Origin of the sequence: Clostridium sp. OM02-18AC, from assembly GCF_003481825.1 — a bacterium.
Classification (GTDB): Bacteria; Bacillota; Clostridia; order Lachnospirales; family Lachnospiraceae; genus Brotaphodocola.
In genome coordinates this window covers 1-22906 of sequence record NZ_QULW01000004.1, presented here as the reverse complement: position 1 = coordinate 22906, position 22906 = coordinate 1, and the positions used below count along the sequence as shown (strand labels likewise).

Genomic DNA, 22906 nt, shown 5'->3' with positions numbered 1-22906 from the left:
GCATATTGACAAAACAAAAGATGCGTTGTATATTGTGCATAGAACGAAACGAAAATAAACAGTTGATTTGTGAAAAATGAATAGAGAAAGAGGGGGAATACGTGAGACCTGAGGTTACAACCAAAAAAGGAATCTTTACGGGTGTCAGTGAACCGAATGGTGTTCTTGCTTTTAAGGGAATCCCGTTTGCAAAACCGCCGGTTGGAAAACTGCGCTGGCGGGAACCCATCGAATGTGAAAACAGTAAGCAGCATTTTGATGCAGGCACTTTTCGACCGATTCCGGTGCAGATTTACGATGAACGTTATGCCGGATTGGAACAGAGCGAAGATTGTTTGTATTTAAATGTTTACACATCGGATCTGGTTCGCACGAACAAGCCGGTTCTGGTCTGGGTTTACGGGGGCGCTTACATCAAAGGCGGAGCGAGCCGCGAGATGTTCCATGGAGACCGGATGATCGGGGAAAATCCGGATCTGATCCTGGTAACCATCAATTACCGGCTTGGTGTATTTGGAAGTCTGAATCTTTCGGAAATTGACAAGACCGGGGAATACCGTTACAGCAACAATCTGGCGCGCCTGGATCTGCAGGCTGCATTAAAGTGGGTACGGGAAAACATTTCAGCGTTTGGAGGAAACCCGGACAATGTTACGGTATTTGGACATTCGGCAGGATCGAGCAATATTTCCGCCCAGCTTCTTATGAAAGAGCCGGAGCGTTATTTTAAGAAAGCAATCATGCACAGCTCGTTCGCTGTGGATATTGGTATTACTTCCTGGGAAAACAGCCTCGGTGCGGCAAAGGTATTTTTGGATATTTTAGGGAATCCTTCCTTAGAGGAACTTTTAAAAATCCCGGCAGAACAGATTCTGGATGCCCAGATCAAACTTCAGCAATCTGACTTTTTCGATGAAGACCGGAAAGCATTTTCGGTTGTGGAAGATGATATCGTGATTCCAAAGCACAGTTTTGAGAAACTGGTCCAGGGAAATGCGGCAGGAATCACTGCCATGATCGGTACCTGCTGCGGCGAATATGACCAGCAGTTCCGGGATAAAAACATGGAGGAAAAACGAAAATTCCTGCAGAACCAGTGCGGAAAAAAAGTGCCGGATATGGAAGAAACAATCCGCTTCCTGCATGGACAGGAACCGGAAAAGCCGTTGGAAGAAATTTATATGGATATTAAGAATGACCTGTGGCTGAGGGTTCCGGCAAACCTGGTGGCTGAGGCAATGTCGTATCATTCGAATGTATACATGTTCCATACGCTGCTGCGGAAAGAAAATCAGATCCGTGCCCATCATGGAAATGAGTATGAGATGATTTTTGGCAGGGGAGATCAGGAACTGGCAGACGAAGACACGGCACGCCGTATCCGCCAGACCTGGCTGAATTTTGTGCGATACGGACGCCCGGGCTACACGGACATGCCGCAGTGGCTGACTTATGACCGGGAAAAACGTCGCACCATGGTGGTGGAAAAAGAACCTTACGTTTCGGAGGGGGTAAGGTTAAAGGCATTGGAGCAGTTTTATCCTCTTTTTGAGGAACGAAAATATTTAAAGTAAAAGGAGAGAAGGTACTATGAAAAAACGTTTGACAGCAGGACTCGCAGTTGCAATGGCAATGGTGATGATGAGTGCATGCGGAGGCAAGACAGCCGCTCCGGCAGATGCACCAAAGGAAACGCAGGCAGCAGCTGCAGATAGCGGAAAAGGAGAAAAAGCAGAAAAAGCAGAGAGTACAGAGGCAGCAGCAGAGCTTCCGGCATGGCCATTTACGGATAAGGAGATTACGTTCTATACCAGAAATAATGCAGGTGCACCTACAACTCTGGCACAGCAGTATTTGATTGATGTTGTATTTAAAGATGGAGGAACCAATCTGCTCCTTTCTGATCCAACTTCTGGTGGTGCAGTTTGTATAGATAAGACTTATGAGGCAGGCGGAGATGGCTATACGTTCTACGTGTCCGGCAGTGAGATGGTCATTGGTGATGTGCTTGGAAGTTTTGACCATTCTCTGAAAAACGATTTCCAGGTACTTGGTATGGTTCCTTCCAACGGAGCACCAAACTTCTTAAGCGTTTCCAAATCGACTTTACCGGATGTTGACAGTGTAGATAGCCTGGTAGAGTATTGCAAGGCGCATCCGGGGGAAGTACGTTTTGCTTATGCACCGGATACCTTAGGAGAGGTTTATAGCCAGTTATTTGTAGATCATTTCGGGTTGGATGTTAAGATGACGATTTCAGAAGGAAATGATTCCAAGCCGAACCTGATGGGCGGTATTGTAGATGTTGTTTGCTGGAACCAGAATAATACCATTGAATATGCAGATTATCTAACCCCACTTGCTGCATTAAGCAATGAGCCGTCTACCAGAGACGAATTAAAGGATGTTCCGACTTACAAAGATCTGGATATGTCTGACTGTGTGGTACCGTCGGTTATGTTCTTGGTTTGCAAAAATGATATTGATGAAAATCTGGCTCAGGCAATCAACCAGAAGTGGAACGCAGCCATCGAGGATGTATTAAGCGACAACCCGAGCGAAGAGGGCAAGATCTTAAAAGAGCATATGGCAAGCCAGGATCAGACTCTGGAGCCGTTAAGCATTGATGAGTGCTGGAAGATTATCGATGATGAGTATGACAAGATTGGTGCTGTTTTAACGAAGTAATCGGAAAAACTTTTGAAATTGGAGGGCAGTGGCGGAATGAAATTAAGGAAAGACCGGCAATTGGGAATCATATGCCTTCTTCTCGCGGCATTTATTGTCTATGAGACAAGCCAGATTAAAATCCGAAGAGAAGAATTTGCAATCATAGGTCCCAGAACCTTCCCATTGATTGCCGCGGGAATCTTTGCAATCTGCGGAGTGTATTTTCTGGTTCATAAGCTGGAATCAGAAGATAAGAAGTATATGACACTGGGACAGTTTAAACGGGCTATGATGATGTTTGGATGTTATGTGATCTATCTGGCCGGATTATATTTCCTGGGACTGAAGTTTGCGGCACCAATCGCGATCTTTGCGATGACCATGCTGTTCTGTAAAGGAAAGATTGCCTGGTGGAAGGCACTGCTCTATGGGGTGATATTTGGTGCGGTATTTTACGGATGTTATGTATATCTGTTCCAGATCCGGGTACCCATGGGAATCTTAGGCATTTAGGAAGGGGGAGTTGCTGTGGACTGGACACCATTATTAGCTGCATTTGGCAGTATTTTCACACCGACCGGTATGCTGTATATCATCGGCGGCGGTGTACTGGGCATGATCCTTGGTGCGATTCCCGGACTTTCCGGCGGTACCGCATCGGTTATCATTCTGCCTTTGACTTATAAGATGGATCCCGGACTGGCGCTGGCACTTCTGGCGAGCCTTTATATTGGATCCACATCCGGCGGATGTATCGGCGCAATCCTTCTTGGTATTCCGGGAACCGGTGCTTCCATCCCGACTGCCTGGGAAGGTTACCCGATGGCGAAGAAGGGACAGGCTGTGCGGGCGTTGAGTATCGCGGTAACCTGTAACTTTATCGGAACGCTTCCGGGACTGCTCATTGCCATGTTTGCATGTCTTCCATTATCCATGGTTGCCTGCAAGATGGGGCCATGGGAGTACTTCAGCCTGCTTCTTTTGGCAGTTACCATGGTTGTAGCACTTTCCAAGGACAACCTGATGAAAGGTTTTGTATCGGTTGCACTGGCGCTGATCATTTCCTGTGTTGGCTCTTCTCCGATTGATGGAGCGAAACGATTTACGTTCGGAAGTACCTATCTGATGGGTGGTGTCGGCATGATCGTGGCAATGCTTGGAATTATTGCAGGTCGCATGATCATCGAGGCATATGCATTCGATAAACAAATCGATGCCTCCATTGCGGGAAAAGTTTCAAAGTACAAATTCCCCAAAAAAGATCTGGGTGAAAACAAGGGAAATATTCTCCGTTCTTTCCTGGTTGGTATTTTTACCGGATTCCTTCCTGCACTGGGCGGTGGTGTTGCATCCATGATCTGTTATGCAAACGAGAAAAATCGTTCTTCACATCCGGAAACCTTTAACGATGGAGTAACCGGAGAACCGGCCGGAATCATTGCCTGTGAGACCACAAACAATGCAGTTATCGGCGGTGCGTTAATCCCAATGATCTCCATGGGTATTCCAGGATCTCCGGCGCTGATCTATATGATTACTGCATTATCCATTCATGGAATTTCCTGCGGTCCGACCCTGATGCGTGATCATCCGGATGTAGTATATCTGCTTTACATCGCATGTATTTTTGCAGCAGTAGCGGTACTGGTTGCACAGACAGTTGGTATGCCGTTATTCCCGCTTCTGTTAAAGGTACCGTCCCATTTCTTATATCCGGCTATCATTGTCGTTGCATTTTTGGGCGCATTTATCAGTCAGGGCAACCTGTCTGGCGTGGTGATCTGCCTGTGCTTCTGCCTGCTTGGCATGGCAATGCGCTATTTTGAGATCCCGGATGCACCATTCATGCTGACTTACTGTCTGGCGGCTTCCATGGAAACCAAGTTAAGACAGGGACTGGTAAACGGATACAACGGATTCTGGGATTTCTTCACCAGACCGATCTCCTGCCTGTTTATTATTCTGGCTGTCGTCAGTCTGTTGTATAACCTGTATGGAGATAAGATCAAGGCAAAAATGAAACGTGCAAAAGTGTAGTGCGGCAGAATAAAGGAGACGAGAAAACATGATGCAGAAAAGTATTACCTTAAAGAGCGGTGTGACGCTCGGCTATAATGAATTTGGAAGCGGAGATCGGTATCTGTTGAGCTGTCAGCAGTATCATAACAGCAAGGTTGCCTATACCATTGATCTGGCTGAAAAGTACGGATTTCATGTATTCCAGATCCAGATTCGCGGATATGGACTTTCCGCGTCAGAAGCAACAAAAGACTTCGGCGGTTCCTGGTATGACGTATGGGCTCAGGATGCCTGTGACTTTGCAGATGCCCTTGGCATTGACAAATTCTTCTATGGCGGTATTTCCCATGGATCCGGAATTGGCTGGCACATTGCAAGACGCCACCCGGAGCGTATGAGAGGTTTCTTTGCCGGAGTTCCGGGACCGCACAGCAAGGATGGACATGAGACCGGAGAAGCCCGCATGATGACCATTAACGCATCCAAAGATCCGGTTTACTGGAAAGAGTATGCAACGGCAAAGGTAAACCGCCAGGCAAAACCGCTTCGGGAACTGGCAGAGCGCGGTCTGGCTGCACCGGAAAAAATTGAGGCAGCGATCGAGGAAATGATGGAGTTCTGGGTAAATATGAGCCCGGAGACCGCACAGCTGGATCCGAAGAAACCGTTTTCTGACTGTCCGACGGAGGAAGCGCTCATCGAAGAACTGAAAAAGATCACGGTTCCGACCATTATCATTGGCGGTATGCAGGATCCGATCAGCACCATCGACAATATGGTGCGCTCCTGTAAGGCAGTGAAAAACAGCGAGATGGTAATTTTCGAAGATGGTACCCACAATGTTCTTTTGGAGCACCGGGATGAAGTCGTAAGACATATCATGGCATTCTGTGAGAGCAGAAACCTGTTGTGATGAAAAAATTGGAATGATGCAGAAAACGAAATGATGTAGAAAACAAAATAAGACAGGAAAAGAAGGCTTTCGGTTTGTTAACTGAAAGCCTTTTTCTCTAAGAAAAAGGGGATCTTATGGAAACAGCAACAGAAAACAAATCGATTTTTAGCATTCCGTTTCTGGTACTGGTTGTATGTTACACGCTGGGGTGCCTGACGTACCAGTTTCTTGCAACACTGTTTGTCAGCTATGGCGTTGGACTTGGCTATGAAAAAGTGGCTGTTGCAGGAGCCATGAGCATGACTGGTCTGACGGGGCTTATCATGCGTCCGGTTTCTTCGCTGATCCTTGCAGCGGTCATCTATGGTTTTTCTTTCGGAGGCTGTATTCCGGTACTTCAGGCAGTCGTGATCCGGGCGGTCGAACCGTAGTATAAGGCATCTGCGACTGCTACAAAGTCCATCGGTGGAGATATCAGCCTGATGGCGACCAATACCGGACTGGCTGCACTTGCGACTGCTTTTGGAACGTATAAGGCAGGATATTTTGTGATCGGATGTATCGGTATTGTTGGACTTGTTTACATCATTGCATATTTTACTTATTATAATAGGAAACATCCGGGCAATCCGTTGCACTGGTAGTACCTGATTTATAAAATGGTTCGGAACACTGTTATGTCAGTGATCCGGACCATTTTTGCGCGGAACATTGCGGGTAATCAGTCTAGTCCAGACTTGCATGAGAAAACCAAATATGAAATAATAAAAGAAAATAAGTTACCGGCTTTGTGCGTAAACAGTAACAAAAATAACGAAAGAAGAGGCCAAAATGCCATGATGACATTACAGCAGATTCAATATTTTATAACCGTGTGCAAATACAAGAGTTTTACCAAAGCAGCCGAAGAAATGCATATTTCCCAGCCCGGCATTTCTTCTGCGATGAAAGAACTGGAGCGGGAATGCAAGGTGACATTGTTTGAACGTCGCAATAACAGCCTGTATATTACGGATGCCGGTGTCCTGTTTTTGCGGGAAGCGAAAAAAATGCAGCGCCAGTATGAGGCGATGGAATCAGCGGTGAAAACGCTTTCTGAGGGACGGGAATTTGTGCGGATCGGTCTTGCGACCATGTTTGGAAATGCCGTATACCCGAAACTGCGGCGGATGTTCCGCCAGCAGTATCCGGAAATAGAAATTTTTTCTGTGGAAGATACAGTGGATGCGCTGTTTCAGCTTCTGGAGCAGGGAAAAGTGGATCTGGTCTGCTGCGGAACCGGGGAAATGGTGGCAGGAGCGGATTGTGAAAGTTTAAATATCCGGGAGTCGCGGCTGATGTTTTGCGTAAACCGGGATCATCCGCTGGCGAAAGAAAAAGAAGTGACCTGTGAGATGATTGGCAGAGAACCGTTGGTTATGCTGACCGATCAGTTTTATCAGACGCAGCGGCTGAAAAAGTTGTTTGAAGAGCAGAACATTCCGCTTCATATTATTCATAATACCAATCAGGCATACACGGTGCTGCGTTTTATCCGGGATGGTGTAGCGGCAGGCTTTTTGACGACGGACATCATAGCGGAGGATGAAAAGCTGGTTGGCTTTTCCGTTCCGGGGGACCAGGTCTACACAATTGCCCTGTACTGGAAAAAGGACGTATTCCAGTTCTCTGCGGCAAAGAAGTTTATTGAAGTTACCAGGGAGTATGTGAAACAGATCCATAAGTAAAAGTTAGTCAGCCTAATTTAACACCGTTTGCGAAAATCAATCAAACTGTTATCATAATAGTAGATGTTGCGAAAACAATTCATTGAAAGGTTTATGAGGAGGTATTCATTATGGTAACACACAAAGTAGCGGTCATCGCCGGAGATGGCATTGGTCCGGAGGTCCTTGCAGAGGGCAAAAAGGTGTTGGAGAAAGTCGCTGAACTGGATGGAACGTTTCAGTTTGACTTTACGGATTTTCCGTGGGGCTGTGAGTATTATTTAAAGAATGGACGCATGATGGCAGAAGATGGCATTGAGCAGCTGTCAAAATTCGATGCGATCTTCCTTGGCGCAGTTGGCTATCCGGGCGTGCCGGATCATATTTCTCTTTGGGATCTGCTGCTGATCATCCGCAAGAAATTCGACCAGTATGTAAACTTAAGACCGGTAAAACTCTTAAAGGGTGCTCCGTGTCCGTTAAAAGATGTAAAGCGTGAAGATATCGATATGATGTTTGTCCGTGAAAACAGTGAGGGCGAGTATGCAGGAAGCGGAAGCTGGCTGTTCCCGGGCAAACCAAATGAAGTTGTGATCCAGGATGGCGTCTTCTCCCGTGTCGGCTGTGAGCGTATCATCCGCTATGCATATGAGCTTGCAAGAAAAGAGAAAAAGACCCTGACCAGTATCAGCAAAGGAAATGCATTAAATTATTCCATGGTATTCTGGGATCAGATCTTTAAAGAGGTTGGTGAGGAATATCCGGATGTGGAAACCCATTCCCTTCTGGTAGATGCGGCAAGCATGTTCATGGTAAAAGATCCGAAACGTTTCCAGATCGTAGTTACGTCCAACCTGTTTGGTGACATCCTGACCGACCTTGGTGCTGCGATTTCCGGCGGTATGGGACTGGCTGCAGGTGCGAACTTAAACCCGGAGCGCAAGTTCCCGTCCATGTTTGAGCCGATCCATGGTTCTGCACCGGATATTGCAGGTCAGGGTAAGGCAAACCCGCTGGCAACCGTATGGTCTGCAAGCCAGATGCTGGATTTCTTCGGACATCCGGAATGGGCAGCACGCCTGATCGATATCATTGAGGAAATGCTCGTAGAAAAAGCGGTCCTCACCCCGGATTTGGGCGGAACCGCTAAGACAAACCAGGTTGGCGATGAAGTTGTGCGCAAGCTGGCTGAGAAAAAATAAGTTGTTACTATAATTTGATAGAATCCCCCTATATCCGGACTGTGTGAAGAAAGTTAGTGTGTCTGTCCTTCCGCAGTCCGGATATCGTTTTCATAGCTTCCAATTGCCTGGATCGCAGCTTCGATGCCGCGGGCGATATCGTGCAGGTTCATGGATGGAGCCGGTGCAGGTCTTCCAACAACCTGTTCTGGAATGAATGGAACATGCATGAAACCGCCGCGCACACCTGGATAGTTTTTCGCCAGGGTGTAGAGCACACCGTACATTAAATGGTTGCAGACAAAGGTACCTGCAGTATTGGAGACACTGGCCGGAAGACCTGCTTCGCGGATGTTCTGGACCATGGCTTTGATCGGCAGGTCAGAAAAATATGCCGGAGCACCGTCTTCATAGATCGGCAGATCAATCGGCTGGTTCCCTTCGTTATCCTGGATGCGGGCGTCATCTAAGTTGATGGCTACGCGTTCCGGGGTGATGTCGTAGCGGCCGCCTGCCTGACCGATACACAGGACGGCATCCGGCTTTTCTTTTTCAATGGCAGCAGCAACAGTTGCGATGGATTTGCGGAATACGGTAGGTACTTCTACTTTTACGATTTCCACGCTGTCGACCTGGGAAGATACCAGTTTTACAGCTTCCAGTGCCGGGTTGACTTTGTCTCCACCGAATGGGTCAAATGCGGTTAAAAGAAGTTTCATGAGAAAAACCTCGCTTTCGTTTGTATTTGTCTGATGGAAAAGAATGTCAGGCCAGTCTTTCCCAAAAAGAAATTTGATGAGTGATATCGGAATGCCGGGAAACTAAAATGCCAGGAAATACATCAACAAAATGTGGATCACTAGCATGGTGAGTGCCACCGGAAGCTGGGATTTGATGACAGCGTATTTGCTTTTGGTCTCCAGAAGTGCCACCGGGACAATGTTGAAGTTTGCAGCCATCGGCGTCATAAGGGTTCCGCAGTAGCCTGCAGTCAGTCCAAGTGTACCGACAACAACCGGGTTTGCACCCTGGGCGATCAGAAACGGGATACCGATGCCGACGGTGATGACAGAGAAAGCAGCGAAGCCGTTGCCCATGATCATGGTGAAGAGAGCCATGGCGATGCAGTATACGGCGGTTGCGGCAAACAGGTTATTGGCCGGGATCACGGCGCTGACACCGTGTGCGATGACGTCACCGACACCGGCTGCCGTGAACAGGGAGCCGAGGGCAGCGAGAACCTGAGGCAGAATGCCGGTTACGCCGACATTGTCTACCAGACGGGTTCCGTCGGTCACTGCGTAGGAAGGTCTGGTCTTGAAAAGCAGCAGTGCCACGATCAGTGCAATGGCACCGGAGATACCGATGGCGTTGTTGGCGCCGAGTACTTTTAAGAATGTTGCAACAAGGACGGCGCTGATAGCCAGGGTAAGCGGCGGAATGAAAACGGAGTAGCCGATTTTGTCGGCTGCTTTTCTGGTTTCGGCTGCGTCTGGAACATCGCTTCTGGACGGTGCAACCAGATGGAAAGCGGTCAGGGCAGCCATCAGTACGACGCAGGCGCCTGTGATCCAGCGCGGAAGGTATGCTCCGGCAATGAACGTGAATGCCAGGATAAACCAGAAGAGTGCGGTGGTCACGCGTTTTTTGCATTCGGAATCTTTTAATGCCTTGACGCCGTTCGAAACGAAGAAAAGGCCGATGATGCAGTAGAAAATTTCTGCAACAATGGTGCTTACGGTCCAGGTCATGTTAGTTTTCCTCCTGTTTCTTCCGGCTTGCGAACCGGCGTTTTAAGATCTGGTCAAAGATCAGTGCGTAGATGACGCCTACGATCACGGAAATCACGGCGATCGGGACAGACTGTCCGGCAATCTGGAGTGCATCGACCGGGTATCCCTGTTCGCTTAAGGTAGAAACGATCAAAAGCGTACCGGATGAACCCATGAAACAGTTCTGGGCGAAAAAGTTCCCGTAGTTTTCGCTTCCGGCACACATGCCCTTGATCTCGTCTTCTGTTTTTTCATCCAGTTCCCCGTACTGTACAACCGCTGCAGCCTGCGCCATCGGGTTGATGAGAGGACGGATAAACTGCGGATGTCCGCCGATACGCAGGGAAAATGCAGATGCGATGGTACGGATGAGCTGCCAGATGGCAATCAGACGTCCGGTCGTTGCATTCTTTAATGAGGTAATAAAGTCTACGGCTTTATCTTTTAAGCCGCATCGCTCACAGATGCCGATCACAGGCAGTGTGAGAATGAAAAGTGTGGCGGTCCGGTTTGTAATAAACGCGGTACCGAGTGTGTCCAGGATCTGCATTGGGCTCATGCCGGCTACGAGTCCGGTAGCAAGTCCGGCTACGACAACAACAGCGAGTGTATCCAGCTTTAAGATAAAGCCAATGATAACGATCAGGACACCGATCAGTTTGATCACTTCCATGGAAAGAATCCTCCTTATGATATTGTAAGTACGAAACTGCTCACGGACAGGAATGTTCCGGATGGAGAAGCCTGTTGCTGGTCACGGTATGGGAAACGTAACGAAATGCCGTGTGAAGCAGCATCTGAAATTTTATCATAAGGAAGGAAAAGTCACAATGCTATTTTTTTTCCAAACGTATTTTCAGACAGGACCTTGTCTGCCGGAATGTTTATGTGTTCACGTGTTTTCACGGATCGATGATGGATCCTTCATTCCTTGCTTGCATTATCAGTAAACTATGCTATAATAAGTAGTAATAAAAACTATGTGAGATGGAGGCGCGCTGTATCTGCAAAGAAAAAGATGACCGGACAGGTATCTGTGTCCGGCAGCAGGGAAAGAGGCAGCGGGACGGTTTGGAGGAGAATATGAGCTATAAGATTTTTGGCGACAGCTGCCTGGATTTAACAGAGGAATTAAAAAAAGATCCCAGATTTGAGATGATTCCCCTGACACTTCAGGTGGATGATCATATGGTGATCGATGACGAGACATTTGACCAGAAAGCATTTATTAAAATGGTAAAGGAGAGTCCGAACTGCCCGAAAACGGCATGTCCGTCCCCAGAAGCATTCAAGAAAGCCTGTGAGTGCGATGCGGACGATATTTATATCATTACCTTATCCAGTCATTTAAGCGGGACTTATAACAGCGCCGTACTGGGAAAGCAGCTTTATGAGGAAGAGCATGGCGCAGGCAGCAAGAACATCCTTGTCATCGATTCCGAATCGGCTTCTGCAGGAGAACTCAACGAAGCGCTTACAATCCGCGATATGTATGAGGAAGGACTTGGGTTTGGGGAAATCTCAAAACGGATCCTGACCATGCGCGACGAGCAGCAGACGTATTTTGTTATCGATACACTGGAGCCGCTGCGCAAGAATGGCCGCCTCACGGGGCTGCAGGCATTTTTTGCAACGGCATTAAACATTAAGCCGGTCATGGGCGCTGATCATGGTGTGATCATCAAACTGGATCAGGCAAGAGGCATCACAAAAGGTCTGGCCCGTATGTGTGAACTTGCCACAAAACGTGCCGGAAATCCAGAAGAAAAGCGTGCGGTGATTGCCCACGTGAACTGCCCGGAGCGTGCACTCCAGGTAAAGGCAGAGCTGGAAAAACGCGGGAACTACCGGGATATCGTGATCACGGATACCGCCGGAGTTGCAACGGTATATGCCGGGGATGGAGGAATCATCCTGGCGGTTGGTTAAAAATATAACAACATAATATCGATTGGTACGCTGAAATAAAGGCAGAAAACAGGGCAAAGAAGTTGACCATGAAGAACGTCTTCTTTGTCCTGTTTTTTATTTCAGAACAGATCGGGGGAAGACCTCGTTTTTGTATCATCGTTTTTGGGCTCTATGGATGCTTATCACTGCACAAAACAGAAAATAGGATCAAATCACACAAAAAGTAAGGTTTTGTGTCAGGACAGAAAAGAAAATCTAACAGAAAGTATACAATGAGCACAAAAAAAATCAAAGATTTGAGAAAAAATTATCTAAAACACTTGCATTTCCCCCATAATATGTTATGATGAAACTAACAAAAATATATTTAGCAAAAATAAAAAAAAGTAAGGAGGGGAGGCGCAGACGGACTGAAGTCTGGTTGGGGGCCGGACTCGTTGCTCAAGCTAAATATCTGTTTCTTTTGTTGCTACGGACAGAATGAACAGTCCCGTTCGTTTGTACCTCAAAAAAAGCATGAAGGAGAAGACAAAAGAAACCGGAAACGGGAACGTATTGTTTGACTTTTATGGAAAAGCACCGGAAACATCCAAGCTGATTCCGTTAAGTTTACAACACGTTCTGGCAGCAATCGTCGGTGTTATCACACCGTCCATGATCATCGCAGGGGTATGCGGTCTGACCGATGAGGAGAAGACCATGATGATCCAGGCAGCGCTTATTTTCACCGCGCTGGCGACATTTTTGCAGCTGTTTCCGCTGTTCCATAAAATTGGTGCGGCACTTCCGGTTATCATGGGTACCAGTTTTGCTTACGTACCGACTCTGACTGCTATCGGCGGTGAGTTTGGCATTGGCGCGATTATGGGCGCGCAGATTGTTGGCGGTGTTGTCGCAATCGTTTTCGCGGTCTTTGTAAAGCAGATCCGGAAACTGTTCCCGGACATCGTTACCGGTACGGTTATCTTTACCATCGGTCTTTCCCTGTATCCGACGGCAATCCGTTATATGGCAGGCGGTTCCGGACATCCGGAATTCGGTGGTTTAAAGAACTGGTTCATTGCGCTTTTAACATTTGCAGTTGTTTTATTCCTGAACAACTTTACAAAGGGCGTTTTGAAGCTGGGTTCCCTTTTCTTCGGTATCATCGTTGGTTATGTAGTATCTTTGTTTCTGGGCATGGTGGATTTCACCAATGTGCTGAATACCACCTCTGTTGTGGCATTCCCGCAGCTGATGCACTTCAAAATTGAATTTGCTCCGGCAGCCTGTGCTTCCCTGGCTATCGTGTACGCAGTCAATGCAGTGCAGACGATCGGTGATCTTACCTCCACGACCGTAGGCGGTATGGATCGTGTCCCGACAGACAATGAGCTTCAGGGCGGTATCCTGGTTCAGGGTGTTGCAAGTATCGTAGGCGCGTTCTTCGGAGCACTGCCGACAGCTTCCTACAGCCAGAACGTGGGCATCGTAACCATGAACAAAGTAGTAAACCGCGTGATCTTCGCGGTATCTGCAGCAGTGCTTCTGGTAGCAGGTCTGATTCCTGGCCTCTCTGCAGCACTGACCACCATTCCGCAGTGTGTAATCGGCGGCGCTACGCTTTCCGTATTTGCGCAGATCGCAATGACCGGTGTGCGTCTGTTCACCAAAGATGGCATGACTGCAAGAAAGACTACCGTAGTTGGTATGTCAGTAGCACTTGGCGTTGGTATCACCCAGGTATCCGGATGCCTGCAGGGCCCTGGAATCCCGGCGTGGATCAACACCGTATTTGGAAGTTCGTCCGTGGTAGTGGCAACGATCATGGCGATCATCTTAAATCTGACGCTTCCGCCGGAAGAATAAGATCTGGGATGATAAGAGACACAAAGAAAGCCGAACAGTTAAGAATCCTGTTCGGCTTTTGTTTTAGAGGAATCAGAAGCTTCTTCTTCGGCTTTGATCTCGTTTAAGTAACTATAGAGTGTGAACTTGGAGATGCATAAGATCTGGCACACACGCTGGCCGGATTTTGTGATGAGGAATGCACCGGCGTCGTTCAAAAGACGGATAAACTGAACTTTATCGTCCTTGGTCATAACAGCGGCAGGTTTGCCGATGTGTTTAAATGCCTGGTCGATCAGTTCGTCCAGAAGGTCAGTAACATTCATGGAAACGGTCTCCGGACCGGAGTCTTCCGAATCATTGGAAGCGGTAGCAGTCAGGTTCTGCATATGGGTCTGTGCTGCCAGCAGAATGGTGATATCGTAGTTGATACTCAGGATCCCGGTGATCTTTCCTTTGGGATTGCGAATGTAAATGGTACTGGATTTTAAAATTTTTCCATCCTTGGTCTTGGTTAAGTAGGCAAGTTTGTCTTCGGTGTGTTTTTCTCCGTTCTGCAAGGATTCCAGAACAATGTGAGAAGGACCATCGCCGAGTTTCCGGCCGCTGATGTAGCCGTTTTCAATGGCAACAATGGAGTGCTCCACATCATTGCTTTCCAGATCGTGTACGACGATCTCGCAGTTGGAACCGAACTGGGCAGCGAGGCCGTGGGCCAGGCGGGTGTAAAAATCAATGGTGTTTTTATCCATGGTTCGCTCCTTTCTGATAGTGAATGACAGGAAATAAGTCAATCATACAATTTGTTTGGCGTTAATTATTATAACAAGCCGAAAAACAGAATGCAAGAAGAAATGATTAAATTAACTAATTTATAGCAGGAGGTATATTAATGTTACTTATAGGAAATGGAAGAGTTATCACAAGAAACCATGCAAATCCGTACCTGGAGAATGGTGCGGTCGTAACCGATGGGGAGAATATCAAAGAGGTAGGAAGCTTTGAGGATATGAAACAGAAGTATCCGGAAGCAGAGTTTGTGGATGCCCACGGAGGTGTGATCATGCCGGGTCTGATCAATGCGCACACCCACATTTATTCTGGTCTGGCACGCGGCCTTTCCATCGTTGGAAACAACCCGACCAACTTCCTGGAAGTGCTGGAAGGTACCTGGTGGGCGATTGACCGTCAGCTTGACTTAGACGGAACCAGAGCCTGCGCCTGGGCGACGGTTCTGGACTGCATCCGTGATGGTGTGACCACGATCTTTGATCATCATGCAAGCTTTGGTGAGATCCCGGGTTCCCTGTTTGCAATCCGCGATGTTGTAAAAGAAGCAGGCATCCGTTCCTGCCTCTGCTACGAGGTTTCCGAGCGTGACGGCGAGGAGAAGACCGCACAGAGCATCAAAGAGAATGCGGATTTTGCGAAGTGGGCGAAAGATGCTGACGACAGCATGATCAAGGCGATGTTCGGCGGACACGCCCTGTTTACCATCTCGGATAAGACCTTCGAGAAGATGGTAGAGGCCAACAACGGCATGACCGGTTTCCATGTACATGTCGCTGAGGGCATGAACGATGTTTATGACAGCTTAAGAAACTATGGCTGCCGTCCGATCAACCGTCTCTTATACAACGGCATCCTGGGCGAGAAGACCTTACTTGGCCACTGCATCCACATCAGCCCGGCTGAGATGGATATCATCAAGGAGACCGGTACTATGGTAGTCAATAACCCACAGTCCAACCAGGGCAATGCAGTAGGCTGCTCCCCGGTTCTGCAGATGATGGCAAAGGGCATCACCGTTGGTATGGGTACCGATGCTTACACCCATGACATGTTGGAGAGCATGAAGGCATTCTTAACCATCCAGCGACATAACGCCATGCTGCCGAACGTAGCATGGTGTGAGGATGTGAAGATGCAGTTTGAGAATAACCGCATTATCGCTGAGAAATACTTTGGCAAGACACTTGGCATCTTAAAAGAGGGTGCAGCAGCCGATGTCATCATCATGGACTATAAGCCATTTACCCCGTTCTCTGACGAGAATATCGACGGTCACATGATCTTTGGCATGGAGGGTAAGAACTGCCGTACCACTATCATCAACGGTAAGGTTCTCTACAAAGACAGAGAGTTTGTAAACCTGGATGAGGACAAGATCAACGCATGGACCATGGAGCAGAGTAAGAAACTCTGGGGCAAATTAAATCACAGAGTATATTAATCTGAAAACAGAAGCAACGTTTGATCCGGTCAGCGCAGATGGCTGCGCTGACCATACAAAATAAATCATGCAAAAACATATATAAGGAAGCAAGGGTTAAACAAATGGCTTCCGACAGGAGGATAACATGAGCGAAATTATGAGACCAATGACGATCGATCACCTGATGCACTGGATTATGTCCGAGTATGAGCAGAAAAAGAGCATCTTCGGCATCGAGAAACTTGTAAAACATGAGAACGGACAGGCACTGCCGATCTTTGAAGAAAAGATCGAATCTCCGTTTGGTCCGGCAGCAGGCCCGAACAGCCAGCTGGCACAGAACATTGTAGCAGCTTATGCGGCTGGCTCCCGTTTCTTCGAGTTAAAGACCGTTCAGGTCATGGATGGCGCAGAACTGGCAGCATGCATCAACCGCCCGTGTATCATTGCAGGGGATGAGTGCTACAACTGTGAGTGGTCTACCGAGCTGTACGTTCCGCAGGCATACGCGGAGTATGTAAAAGCATGGGTTGCATGTAAGCTGATCGCAAAAGAGTATGGACTTGGCGATCCGGATGGCTTCGTATTCAACATGTCCGTTGGTTATGATCTGGAGGGCATCAAGTCTCCGAAGGTTGACAAGTACATCAACGATATGATTGAGGCAAAGGATACCGAAGTCTTCAAAGAGTGCATCAACTGGGCATTAGAGCACGTGAACGAGTTCAAGAACGTAGATGAGGAGTACATCAGAAACATCAGCTCCAACGTTTCCAACTCCATCACCGAGTCCACCCTGCACGGCTGCCCGCCAGCAGAGATTGAGCGTATCGCAACCTACCTGATCACAGAGAAGCACTTAAACACCTTCATCAAGTGCAACCCGACTCTTCTTGGTTATGAGTACGCAAGAAAACGTCTGGATGGCCTTGGATTCGACTACATCGCTTTCGACGATCATCACTTCTTAGAGGATCTGCAGTGGGCTGACGCAGTTCCGATGCTGCACAGACTGTATGACCTCTGCCAGGAGAAGGGGCTGGAGTTCGGCGTGAAGATCACCAACACCTTCCCGGTAGACGTAACCAGAAACGAGCTTCCGAGCAACGAGATGTACATGGCTGGACGCGCATTGTTCCCGTTAAGTATCCATGTAGCACGCCTTCTGACCGATGAGTTCCAGGGCAAGCTGCGTATCTCCTACTCCGGCGGCGCAACCATCGAGAACATCAAAGAGCTGTTTGACGCAGGCATCTGGCCGATCACCATGGCTACCAACATCTTAAAGCCGGGTGGATACCAGAGAATGAGCCAGATCGCAGACGAGCTTATGGAATGCGGCAGCGAGCGCTTCTCCGGTGTAAACGTAGCAGCACTGGCAGCCATCGATGACGGCGTAGAAGCAAAGGCAATGTACAAAAAACCGGTGAAACCGCTTCTGGAGCGTCATGTAGATAAGAAGCTTCCGCTGTTTGACTGCTTCAACGCACCGTGCCGCAATGGCTGCCCGATCGAGCAGGATATTCCGGCTTACTTACAGGCTATGGTAGATGACGATGCAAAGAAAGCTCTTGAGATCATCTTAGAGCGCAACCCGCTTCCGTTCATCACCGGTACCATCTGCCCGCATCACTGCGGCGACAAGTGCATGCGCAACTACTATGAGGAGACCTTACATATCCGTGAGACCAAGCTGGCAGCAGCAAGCCAGGCATACAACGAGATCCTTCCGGCTCTGAAGGCTGAGGGTTCCGTAGCTGGCAAGAAGGTTGCCATCATCGGCGGCGGCCCGGCAGGTCTGGCAGCAGCTACCTTCCTGTCCCGTGCAGGTGTAGCAGTTACCGTATTCGAGCGCAAAGAAAAACTGGGCGGCGTTGTACGCAACGTCATTCCGGAGTTCCGTATCTCCGCGGATTCCATCGACAAGGATGTAGAACTGTGCAAGGCTTACGGTGCAGAGTTTAAGCTTGGCGCAGAGGTTACCTCTGTAAAGGCATTAAAGGCAGAGGGCTACACCGATGTCATCGTTTCCATCGGCGCATGGAAGCCGGGCAGATCTCCGCTTGCATACGGCGAAGTAACTGACGCTCTGGAGTTCTTAATGGAGGCGAAGAAGAATGGCGCATCCATGAATATCGGCAAGGATGTAGTGGTTCTTGGCGGCGGCAACACCGCGATGGACGTTGCAAGAGCAGCAAAACGCATTCCGGGTGTAGAACATGTCCGCCTGATCTACCGCAGAACCAAACGTTACATGCCGGCAGATGAGGAAGAGTTGCAGTTAGCGATCGAGGATGGCGTAGAGTTCTTAGAGCTTCTTGCTCCGGTTGGCGCAGAGAACGGCAAACTGAAATGTTCCGTTATGGAGCTTGGCGCTCCGGACGCTTCCGGCAGAAGATCTCCGGTCGACACAGGCAGAACCGAAGAGTATCCGGCAGACACCATCATCGCAGCAATCGGTGAGACCATCGACACCAGCCTGTATGCAGAACTTGGCATCGAGGTGGACGCAAAGGGCCGTCCGGTTGTAGACGCAAACATGATGACTACCGAGGCTGGCGTATACGCAGTCGGCGATTCAAGAAGAGGACCGGCTACCGTTGTTGAGGCCATCGCAGATTCCGCTAAGGCTGCAGCAGCCATCGCAGGCATCAGCTATGACAAGTATGCAGAAGAGAATGTTGCAGCAGACGAGAAACTTTACACCGCAAAGAAGGGTGTTCAGAGCAGAGATACCGGGAAGACTCCGGATGACCGCTGCTTAGGCTGCCCGACCGTATGTGAGGTATGTACCGATGTCTGCCCGAACCGCGCAAACGTAGCAATCCACGTACCGGGCAAGTGCAAAGCACAGATCATCCACGTAGATGGCATGTGTAACGAGTGCGGCAACTGTGAAGTATTCTGTCCGTACAAGGGCGGCAGACCTTACAAAGACAAATTCACCTTATACTGGAGCGAGGAGGACTTCCTCGACAGCACCAATGAGGGCTTCCTGTCACTGGGAGGAACCCAGGTGAAGGTTCGTCTGGATGGCAAGGTTGAGACTGTTGACGTTGCCGGAGAGACCGATCTGCCGGCAGATGCAGTGGCAGTGATCCGCACCGTATTAAAGGATTACGCATACCTGATCCGCTAATTTGAAATCACATAGGACCTGGAAGCTGTTTTTCGGGAATTTATCCGCTGCCGTGCACCCCTTACGTGCATGGCAGCGCAAGAAGGAGTTAGGGGTTTACATGAAAAGAAAGAAACATATTGCAGTGGTTCACTGTGCAGGCGGGGCAAGACTGAACGAAGGCATTGACCGTGCATCACTGCCGAAGGACTGCAGCCAGATCATGGAACAGTATCCCGATGGGATCCTAAGCTGCAGCTATGGATGTTTAGGAGGCGGAAGTTGTGTGGCAGCCTGCAGGCTGCATGCACTTTCCATCAATGAAAAAGGAGTTGCCGAGGTTGACCGGGAACTTTGTGTCGGATGCGGACTTTGCGTCAAGGCCTGTCCGAAGCATCTGATCCGTCTGGAGGCACCGGAAGGAACCATTCAACCGAAATGTTCCAATGAACAGAAAGCGGCAGAAGCCGGAAAGGCATGTACATCCAGCTGTATCGGCTGTAAGATCTGTGAAAAATACTGTCCGTCCGATGCGATCCATGTGATCGGTTTCCATGCAGTGATCGACCGGGAAACATGCATTGCATGCGGCATGTGCGCGACGAAATGTCCGCGCGGAGTGATCCATGATGCAGACGGTATCTTTGCGGCAAAGTAATGAGAGCTGCTGTTTGCGCAACGCCTAAGCAGCAACGAATTAGAACAGGAGAAGGAAAATCAATGGGAGAAGTATTTGAGTTTACAGTAAACGGCAGCGTGCAGCGCACGGAGGAAGATAAACCGCTGCTTCGGTTTCTGCGGGACGATCTGCATCTGTTTTCTGTAAAGGACGGCTGCAGTGAGGGTGCCTGCGGTACCTGCACCATCGTCATTGACGGAAAAGCAGTCAAGTCCTGCGTACTGACTACCCGGAAAGCAGTTGGGAAAAACATTCTGACCGTAGAAGGCTTGAGCGAGGAATGGCAGGATGCATTTGTATACGCATTTGGTTCGGTGGGAGCCGTGCAGTGCGGATTCTGTATTCCGGGAATGGTCATGGCAGGTACGGCGCTGCTGCAGAAAAATTTAAATCCGACGGAAGAGGATATTAAATATGCCCTGCGGGGAAATATCTGCCGCTGTACCGGCTACAAAAAGATCATCGAAGGAATCCAGCTGGTTGCAGCCATTCTCCGGGGAGATGCCGCTATCGATGAAGATCTGGAAAAGGGCGATGTTTACGGTGTCGGCCAGCGCGCATTCCGCGTGGATGTCCGGAAGAAAGTTTTAGGCTACGGCAAATATCCGGATGATATCGTCATGGACAATATGGCGTATGTCTCTGCAGTCCGCAGCAAATATCCGCGGGCCCGCGTCTTAAAGATCGACGCATCCAAAGCAGAAGCGCTTCCGGGTGTACTTGGCGTACTGACTGCTGCCGATGTTCCGAACAATAAGGTCGGACACATTCAGCAGGACTGGGATGTCATGATCGCAGAAGGAGATATTACCCGCTGCGTGGGCGATGCAATCTGCCTTGTAGTGGCTGAGAGTGAAGACATTTTAAATAAGGCGAAGAAACTGGTAAAGATCGATTATGAAGAACTGGAGCCGGTAAGGGGCATTGCAGATGCAAAACGGGAAGATGCACCGAAGGTGCATTCGAAGGGAAACCTCTGCCAGACCCGTCACGTGGTGCGCGGAGATGCGGCAAAAGCACTTGCCGAGTCCAAATACACGGTAACCGATTCCTTCCGTACTCCGTTTACGGAGCACGCGTTCCTGGAGCCGGAATGTGCGATCGCATTTCCTTATAAGGACGGCATCAAGATCTTAAGCACCGATCAGGGTGCGTTTGATACGAGAAAAGAGACCGCCATTATGTTTGGCTGGGAGCCGGAGCGTATTGTGGTGGAAAACCAGCTGATCGGCGGCGGTTTTGGTGGAAAAGAAGATGTTTCCGTCCAGCATATCGCAGCACTGGCTGCCTGGAAATATCAGGTTCCGGTAAAGGCAAAGTTCAGCCGCCAGGAATCTTTATTCTTCCATCCGAAGCGTCATGCCATGGAAGGAACCTTTACGCTGGGCTGTGACGAAAACGGTATTTTCACCGGAATGGACTGTGAGATCAATTTCGATACCGGCGCTTATGCATCTCTTTGCGGACCGGTTCTGGAGCGTGCCTGCACCCATTCCGTGGGTCCGTACTGTTACCAGAACACAGACATCCGCGGCTATGGTTACTATACCAATAACCCGCCGGCCGGCGCGTTCCGTGGTTTTGGCGTATGCCAGAGTGAGTTTGCACTGGAATCCCTGATCAATGTGCTGGCAGAGAAGGTCGGCATTACCCCGTGGGAAATCCGTTACCGCAATGCCATCGAACCTGGAAAGGTTCTTCCGAACGGACAGATTGCAGACTGTTCCACCGCATTGAAAGAGACTCTGGAGGCGGTGAAGGATGTCTACGAGAAGAATATGGATCATGCCGGAATCGCCTGTGCCATGAAGAATGCCGGCGTTGGTGTCGGACTTCCGGATAAGGGCCGTGCGAGACTGGTGATCGAGGATGGAGTCTGCGTGATCTACTGCGCGGCTTCGGATATCGGGCAGGGATGTCTGACGGTATTCTGCCAGGCTGTAGCACAGACAACCGGGCTTCCGCTTTCTAAGATCCGCAATGCGGTAGCGAACACGGAGAATGCGCCGGATTCCGGAACGACATCTGGTTCCCGCCAGACGCTGCTTTCCGGTGAAGCGGTCCGCGGTGCCTCTGCCCTGTTAAAAGAGGCAATGGATGAGGTTGGCGGAGACTTAAGCAAGCTGGAAGGCCGCGATTTCTTCTATGAATACTTTGAGCCGACCGATAAGCTGGGCGCAGATGTTCCGTTCCCGAAGAGCCACATTGCATATGGCTACGCAACCCATGTCGTGATCCTGGATGACGAAGGAAAAGTCAAAGAGGTTTATGCCGCACACGATTCCGGAAAGGTCGTAAACCCGATTTCCATTCAGGGACAGATCGAGGGAGGCGTGCTCATGGGTATGGGTTATGCGCTTACAGAGGACTGGCCGTTAAAGGACTGCGTGCCGCAGGTGAAATATGGCACGCTGGGACTTCTGCGTTCCACCCAGATCCCGGATATCCATGCCATTTACGTGGAGAAGGATGAACTCCTCGGTGTGGCATACGGAGCAAAGGGAATCGGCGAGATCGCAACCATCCCGACGGCACCGGCAATCCAGGGCGCATATTATGCACTGGACCATAAGTTCCGCAAGTCCCTTCCGTTAGAAGATACATATTATAGGAAGAAATAGGTTTTCACGCATTCTGGTTTTATGATAGATGAACAAAATGAGAAAAAAATGAAAAAAAGTTTTGTACATACTTGACATAGAGCCAGAATGTGTTATGATAGCTATAGAAACAAACAAAAAGTTTGAACAAATACAAAAAGTTTGTTAGGAGAGTAAACATGGAGAAAATTCTTTGGGCATTGAACAAGATGCCGAAAAGCGAAGACAAGTGCCTGCCTGTTATGAGCATTGAAAATATCAAACAGGCGCGTGAGTTCCACAAGAGCTTCCCACAGTATTCCATCACCCCGCT

At 49.0% G+C, this 22906-nt stretch carries 19 protein-coding genes and 1 pseudogene; 16 read left to right on the top strand and 4 right to left on the bottom strand.

Annotation, left to right across the window (positions count from 1 at the left end; all coding sequences use genetic code 11):
- The first annotated feature begins 101 nt into the window (after window positions 1–101).
- The 9 genes from DXB18_RS04000 to DXB18_RS03965 all read left to right on the top strand — a co-directional run bounded on the left by DXB18_RS04000 (window position 102) and on the right by DXB18_RS03965 (window position 8492).
- Window positions 102–1574: a carboxylesterase family protein gene (locus tag DXB18_RS04000; protein ID WP_182430461.1), complete on the top strand. Its 1473-nt coding sequence runs from the start codon at window positions 102–104 to the stop codon at window positions 1572–1574.
- A gap of 16 nt (window positions 1575–1590) precedes the next feature.
- Window positions 1591–2688: a tripartite tricarboxylate transporter substrate-binding protein gene (locus tag DXB18_RS03995; RefSeq protein ID WP_118706116.1), complete on the top strand. Its 1098-nt coding sequence runs from the start codon at window positions 1591–1593 to the stop codon at window positions 2686–2688.
- Window positions 2689–2724: 36 nt separating this feature from the next.
- On the top strand, window positions 2725–3183 hold the full coding sequence (locus DXB18_RS03990) for a tripartite tricarboxylate transporter TctB family protein (RefSeq protein ID WP_118706114.1): 459 nt from the start codon (window positions 2725–2727) through the stop codon (window positions 3181–3183).
- 15 nt (window positions 3184–3198) lie between these two features.
- Entirely contained in the window at window positions 3199–4707 is a 1509-nt protein-coding gene (locus tag DXB18_RS03985; RefSeq protein WP_118706112.1) for a tripartite tricarboxylate transporter permease, read from the top strand.
- A gap of 28 nt (window positions 4708–4735) precedes the next feature.
- Complete coding sequence (locus tag DXB18_RS03980) at window positions 4736–5602, top strand: alpha/beta hydrolase (RefSeq protein ID WP_118706110.1); 867 nt, start codon at window positions 4736–4738, stop codon at window positions 5600–5602.
- A 116-nt stretch (window positions 5603–5718) separates the two neighbouring features.
- The gene (locus DXB18_RS03975; RefSeq protein ID WP_118706108.1) at window positions 5719–6015 is read left to right on the top strand and encodes a hypothetical protein; all 297 of its coding nucleotides are present in this window, start codon (window positions 5719–5721) and stop codon (window positions 6013–6015) included.
- A 51-nt stretch (window positions 6016–6066) separates the two neighbouring features.
- The gene (locus DXB18_RS16110; RefSeq protein ID WP_182430460.1) at window positions 6067–6228 is read left to right on the top strand and encodes a hypothetical protein; all 162 of its coding nucleotides are present in this window, start codon (window positions 6067–6069) and stop codon (window positions 6226–6228) included.
- 192 nt (window positions 6229–6420) lie between these two features.
- A complete protein-coding gene (locus DXB18_RS03970; protein ID WP_182430459.1) occupies window positions 6421–7311 on the top strand; it encodes a LysR family transcriptional regulator in 891 nt (296 codons plus the stop codon).
- A 110-nt stretch (window positions 7312–7421) separates the two neighbouring features.
- Window positions 7422–8492: a tartrate dehydrogenase gene (locus DXB18_RS03965; RefSeq protein WP_118542082.1), complete on the top strand. Its 1071-nt coding sequence runs from the start codon at window positions 7422–7424 to the stop codon at window positions 8490–8492.
- Window positions 8493–8545: 53 nt separating this feature from the next.
- Here DXB18_RS03965 and pcp read toward each other — a convergent pair whose 3' ends face one another.
- The 3 genes from pcp to DXB18_RS03950 all read right to left on the bottom strand — a co-directional run bounded on the left by pcp (window position 8546) and on the right by DXB18_RS03950 (window position 10907).
- Window positions 8546–9190 carry a pyroglutamyl-peptidase I gene (gene pcp / locus DXB18_RS03960; protein ID WP_118542084.1) on the bottom strand — a complete coding sequence of 215 codons (645 nt, stop codon included), beginning with the start codon at window positions 9188–9190 and terminating at the stop codon, window positions 8546–8548.
- Window positions 9191–9292: 102 nt separating this feature from the next.
- Window positions 9293–10222 (bottom strand): DUF979 domain-containing protein, encoded by a 930-nt coding sequence (locus tag DXB18_RS03955; RefSeq protein WP_118542086.1) that lies wholly within the window; start codon window positions 10220–10222, stop codon window positions 9293–9295.
- Window position 10223: 1 nt separating this feature from the next.
- Window positions 10224–10907 carry a DUF969 domain-containing protein gene (locus tag DXB18_RS03950; protein ID WP_207664493.1) on the bottom strand — a complete coding sequence of 228 codons (684 nt, stop codon included), beginning with the start codon at window positions 10905–10907 and terminating at the stop codon, window positions 10224–10226.
- Window positions 10908–11326: 419 nt separating this feature from the next.
- Between DXB18_RS03950 and DXB18_RS03940 the strand changes: the two genes are divergently transcribed.
- Window positions 11327–12172, top strand: a complete 846-nt coding sequence (locus DXB18_RS03940; protein WP_118542122.1) for a DegV family protein — start codon at window positions 11327–11329, stop codon at window positions 12170–12172.
- A 498-nt stretch (window positions 12173–12670) separates the two neighbouring features.
- Complete coding sequence (locus tag DXB18_RS03935) at window positions 12671–14002, top strand: solute carrier family 23 protein (RefSeq protein ID WP_118542124.1); 1332 nt, start codon at window positions 12671–12673, stop codon at window positions 14000–14002.
- Window positions 14003–14040: 38 nt separating this feature from the next.
- On the opposite strand, the gene DXB18_RS03930 is transcribed toward DXB18_RS03935, so the two are convergent.
- Window positions 14041–14733, bottom strand: a complete 693-nt coding sequence (locus DXB18_RS03930) for a helix-turn-helix transcriptional regulator (protein WP_118542092.1) — start codon at window positions 14731–14733, stop codon at window positions 14041–14043.
- Window positions 14734–14873: 140 nt separating this feature from the next.
- On the opposite strand from DXB18_RS03930, the gene ssnA reads away from it, so the two are divergent.
- The 5 genes and pseudogenes from ssnA to DXB18_RS16495 form a co-directional block, all read left to right on the top strand.
- A complete protein-coding gene (ssnA, locus tag DXB18_RS03925) occupies window positions 14874–16214 on the top strand; it encodes a putative aminohydrolase SsnA (RefSeq protein ID WP_118706104.1) in 1341 nt (446 codons plus the stop codon).
- A gap of 127 nt (window positions 16215–16341) precedes the next feature.
- On the top strand, window positions 16342–19335 hold the full coding sequence (gene ygfK / locus DXB18_RS03920) for a putative selenate reductase subunit YgfK (RefSeq protein ID WP_118706102.1): 2994 nt from the start codon (window positions 16342–16344) through the stop codon (window positions 19333–19335).
- A gap of 100 nt (window positions 19336–19435) precedes the next feature.
- Window positions 19436–19972: a 4Fe-4S binding protein gene (locus tag DXB18_RS03915; protein ID WP_118706100.1), complete on the top strand. Its 537-nt coding sequence runs from the start codon at window positions 19436–19438 to the stop codon at window positions 19970–19972.
- Window positions 19973–20034: 62 nt separating this feature from the next.
- On the top strand, window positions 20035–22614 hold the full coding sequence (xdh, locus tag DXB18_RS03910) for a selenium-dependent xanthine dehydrogenase (RefSeq protein WP_118706098.1): 2580 nt from the start codon (window positions 20035–20037) through the stop codon (window positions 22612–22614).
- A 158-nt stretch (window positions 22615–22772) separates the two neighbouring features.
- Window positions 22773–22906: pseudogene (locus DXB18_RS16495) on the top strand (diaminopropionate ammonia-lyase); the annotation flags it as partial.

Coding starts and splice junctions, on each gene's coding strand:
- DXB18_RS03995 (WP_118706116.1), top strand. CDS start 1,591: ATGAAAAAACGTTTGACAGCAGGACTCGCAGTTGCAATGGCAATGGTG.
- DXB18_RS03990 (WP_118706114.1), top strand. CDS start 2,725: ATGAAATTAAGGAAAGACCGGCAATTGGGAATCATATGCCTTCTTCTC.
- DXB18_RS03980 (WP_118706110.1), top strand. CDS start 4,736: ATGATGCAGAAAAGTATTACCTTAAAGAGCGGTGTGACGCTCGGCTAT.
- DXB18_RS03975 (WP_118706108.1), top strand. CDS start 5,719: ATGGAAACAGCAACAGAAAACAAATCGATTTTTAGCATTCCGTTTCTG.
- DXB18_RS16110 (WP_182430460.1), top strand. CDS start 6,067: ATGGCGACCAATACCGGACTGGCTGCACTTGCGACTGCTTTTGGAACG.
- DXB18_RS03970 (WP_182430459.1), top strand. CDS start 6,421: ATGATGACATTACAGCAGATTCAATATTTTATAACCGTGTGCAAATAC.
- DXB18_RS03965 (WP_118542082.1), top strand. CDS start 7,422: ATGGTAACACACAAAGTAGCGGTCATCGCCGGAGATGGCATTGGTCCG.
- pcp (WP_118542084.1), bottom strand. CDS start 9,190: ATGAAACTTCTTTTAACCGCATTTGACCCATTCGGTGGAGACAAAGTC.
- DXB18_RS03955 (WP_118542086.1), bottom strand. CDS start 10,222: ATGACCTGGACCGTAAGCACCATTGTTGCAGAAATTTTCTACTGCATC.
- DXB18_RS03940 (WP_118542122.1), top strand. CDS start 11,327: ATGAGCTATAAGATTTTTGGCGACAGCTGCCTGGATTTAACAGAGGAA.
- DXB18_RS03935 (WP_118542124.1), top strand. CDS start 12,671: ATGAAGGAGAAGACAAAAGAAACCGGAAACGGGAACGTATTGTTTGAC.
- DXB18_RS03930 (WP_118542092.1), bottom strand. CDS start 14,733: ATGGATAAAAACACCATTGATTTTTACACCCGCCTGGCCCACGGCCTC.
- ssnA (WP_118706104.1), top strand. CDS start 14,874: ATGTTACTTATAGGAAATGGAAGAGTTATCACAAGAAACCATGCAAAT.
- ygfK (WP_118706102.1), top strand. CDS start 16,342: ATGAGCGAAATTATGAGACCAATGACGATCGATCACCTGATGCACTGG.
- DXB18_RS03915 (WP_118706100.1), top strand. CDS start 19,436: ATGAAAAGAAAGAAACATATTGCAGTGGTTCACTGTGCAGGCGGGGCA.
- xdh (WP_118706098.1), top strand. CDS start 20,035: ATGGGAGAAGTATTTGAGTTTACAGTAAACGGCAGCGTGCAGCGCACG.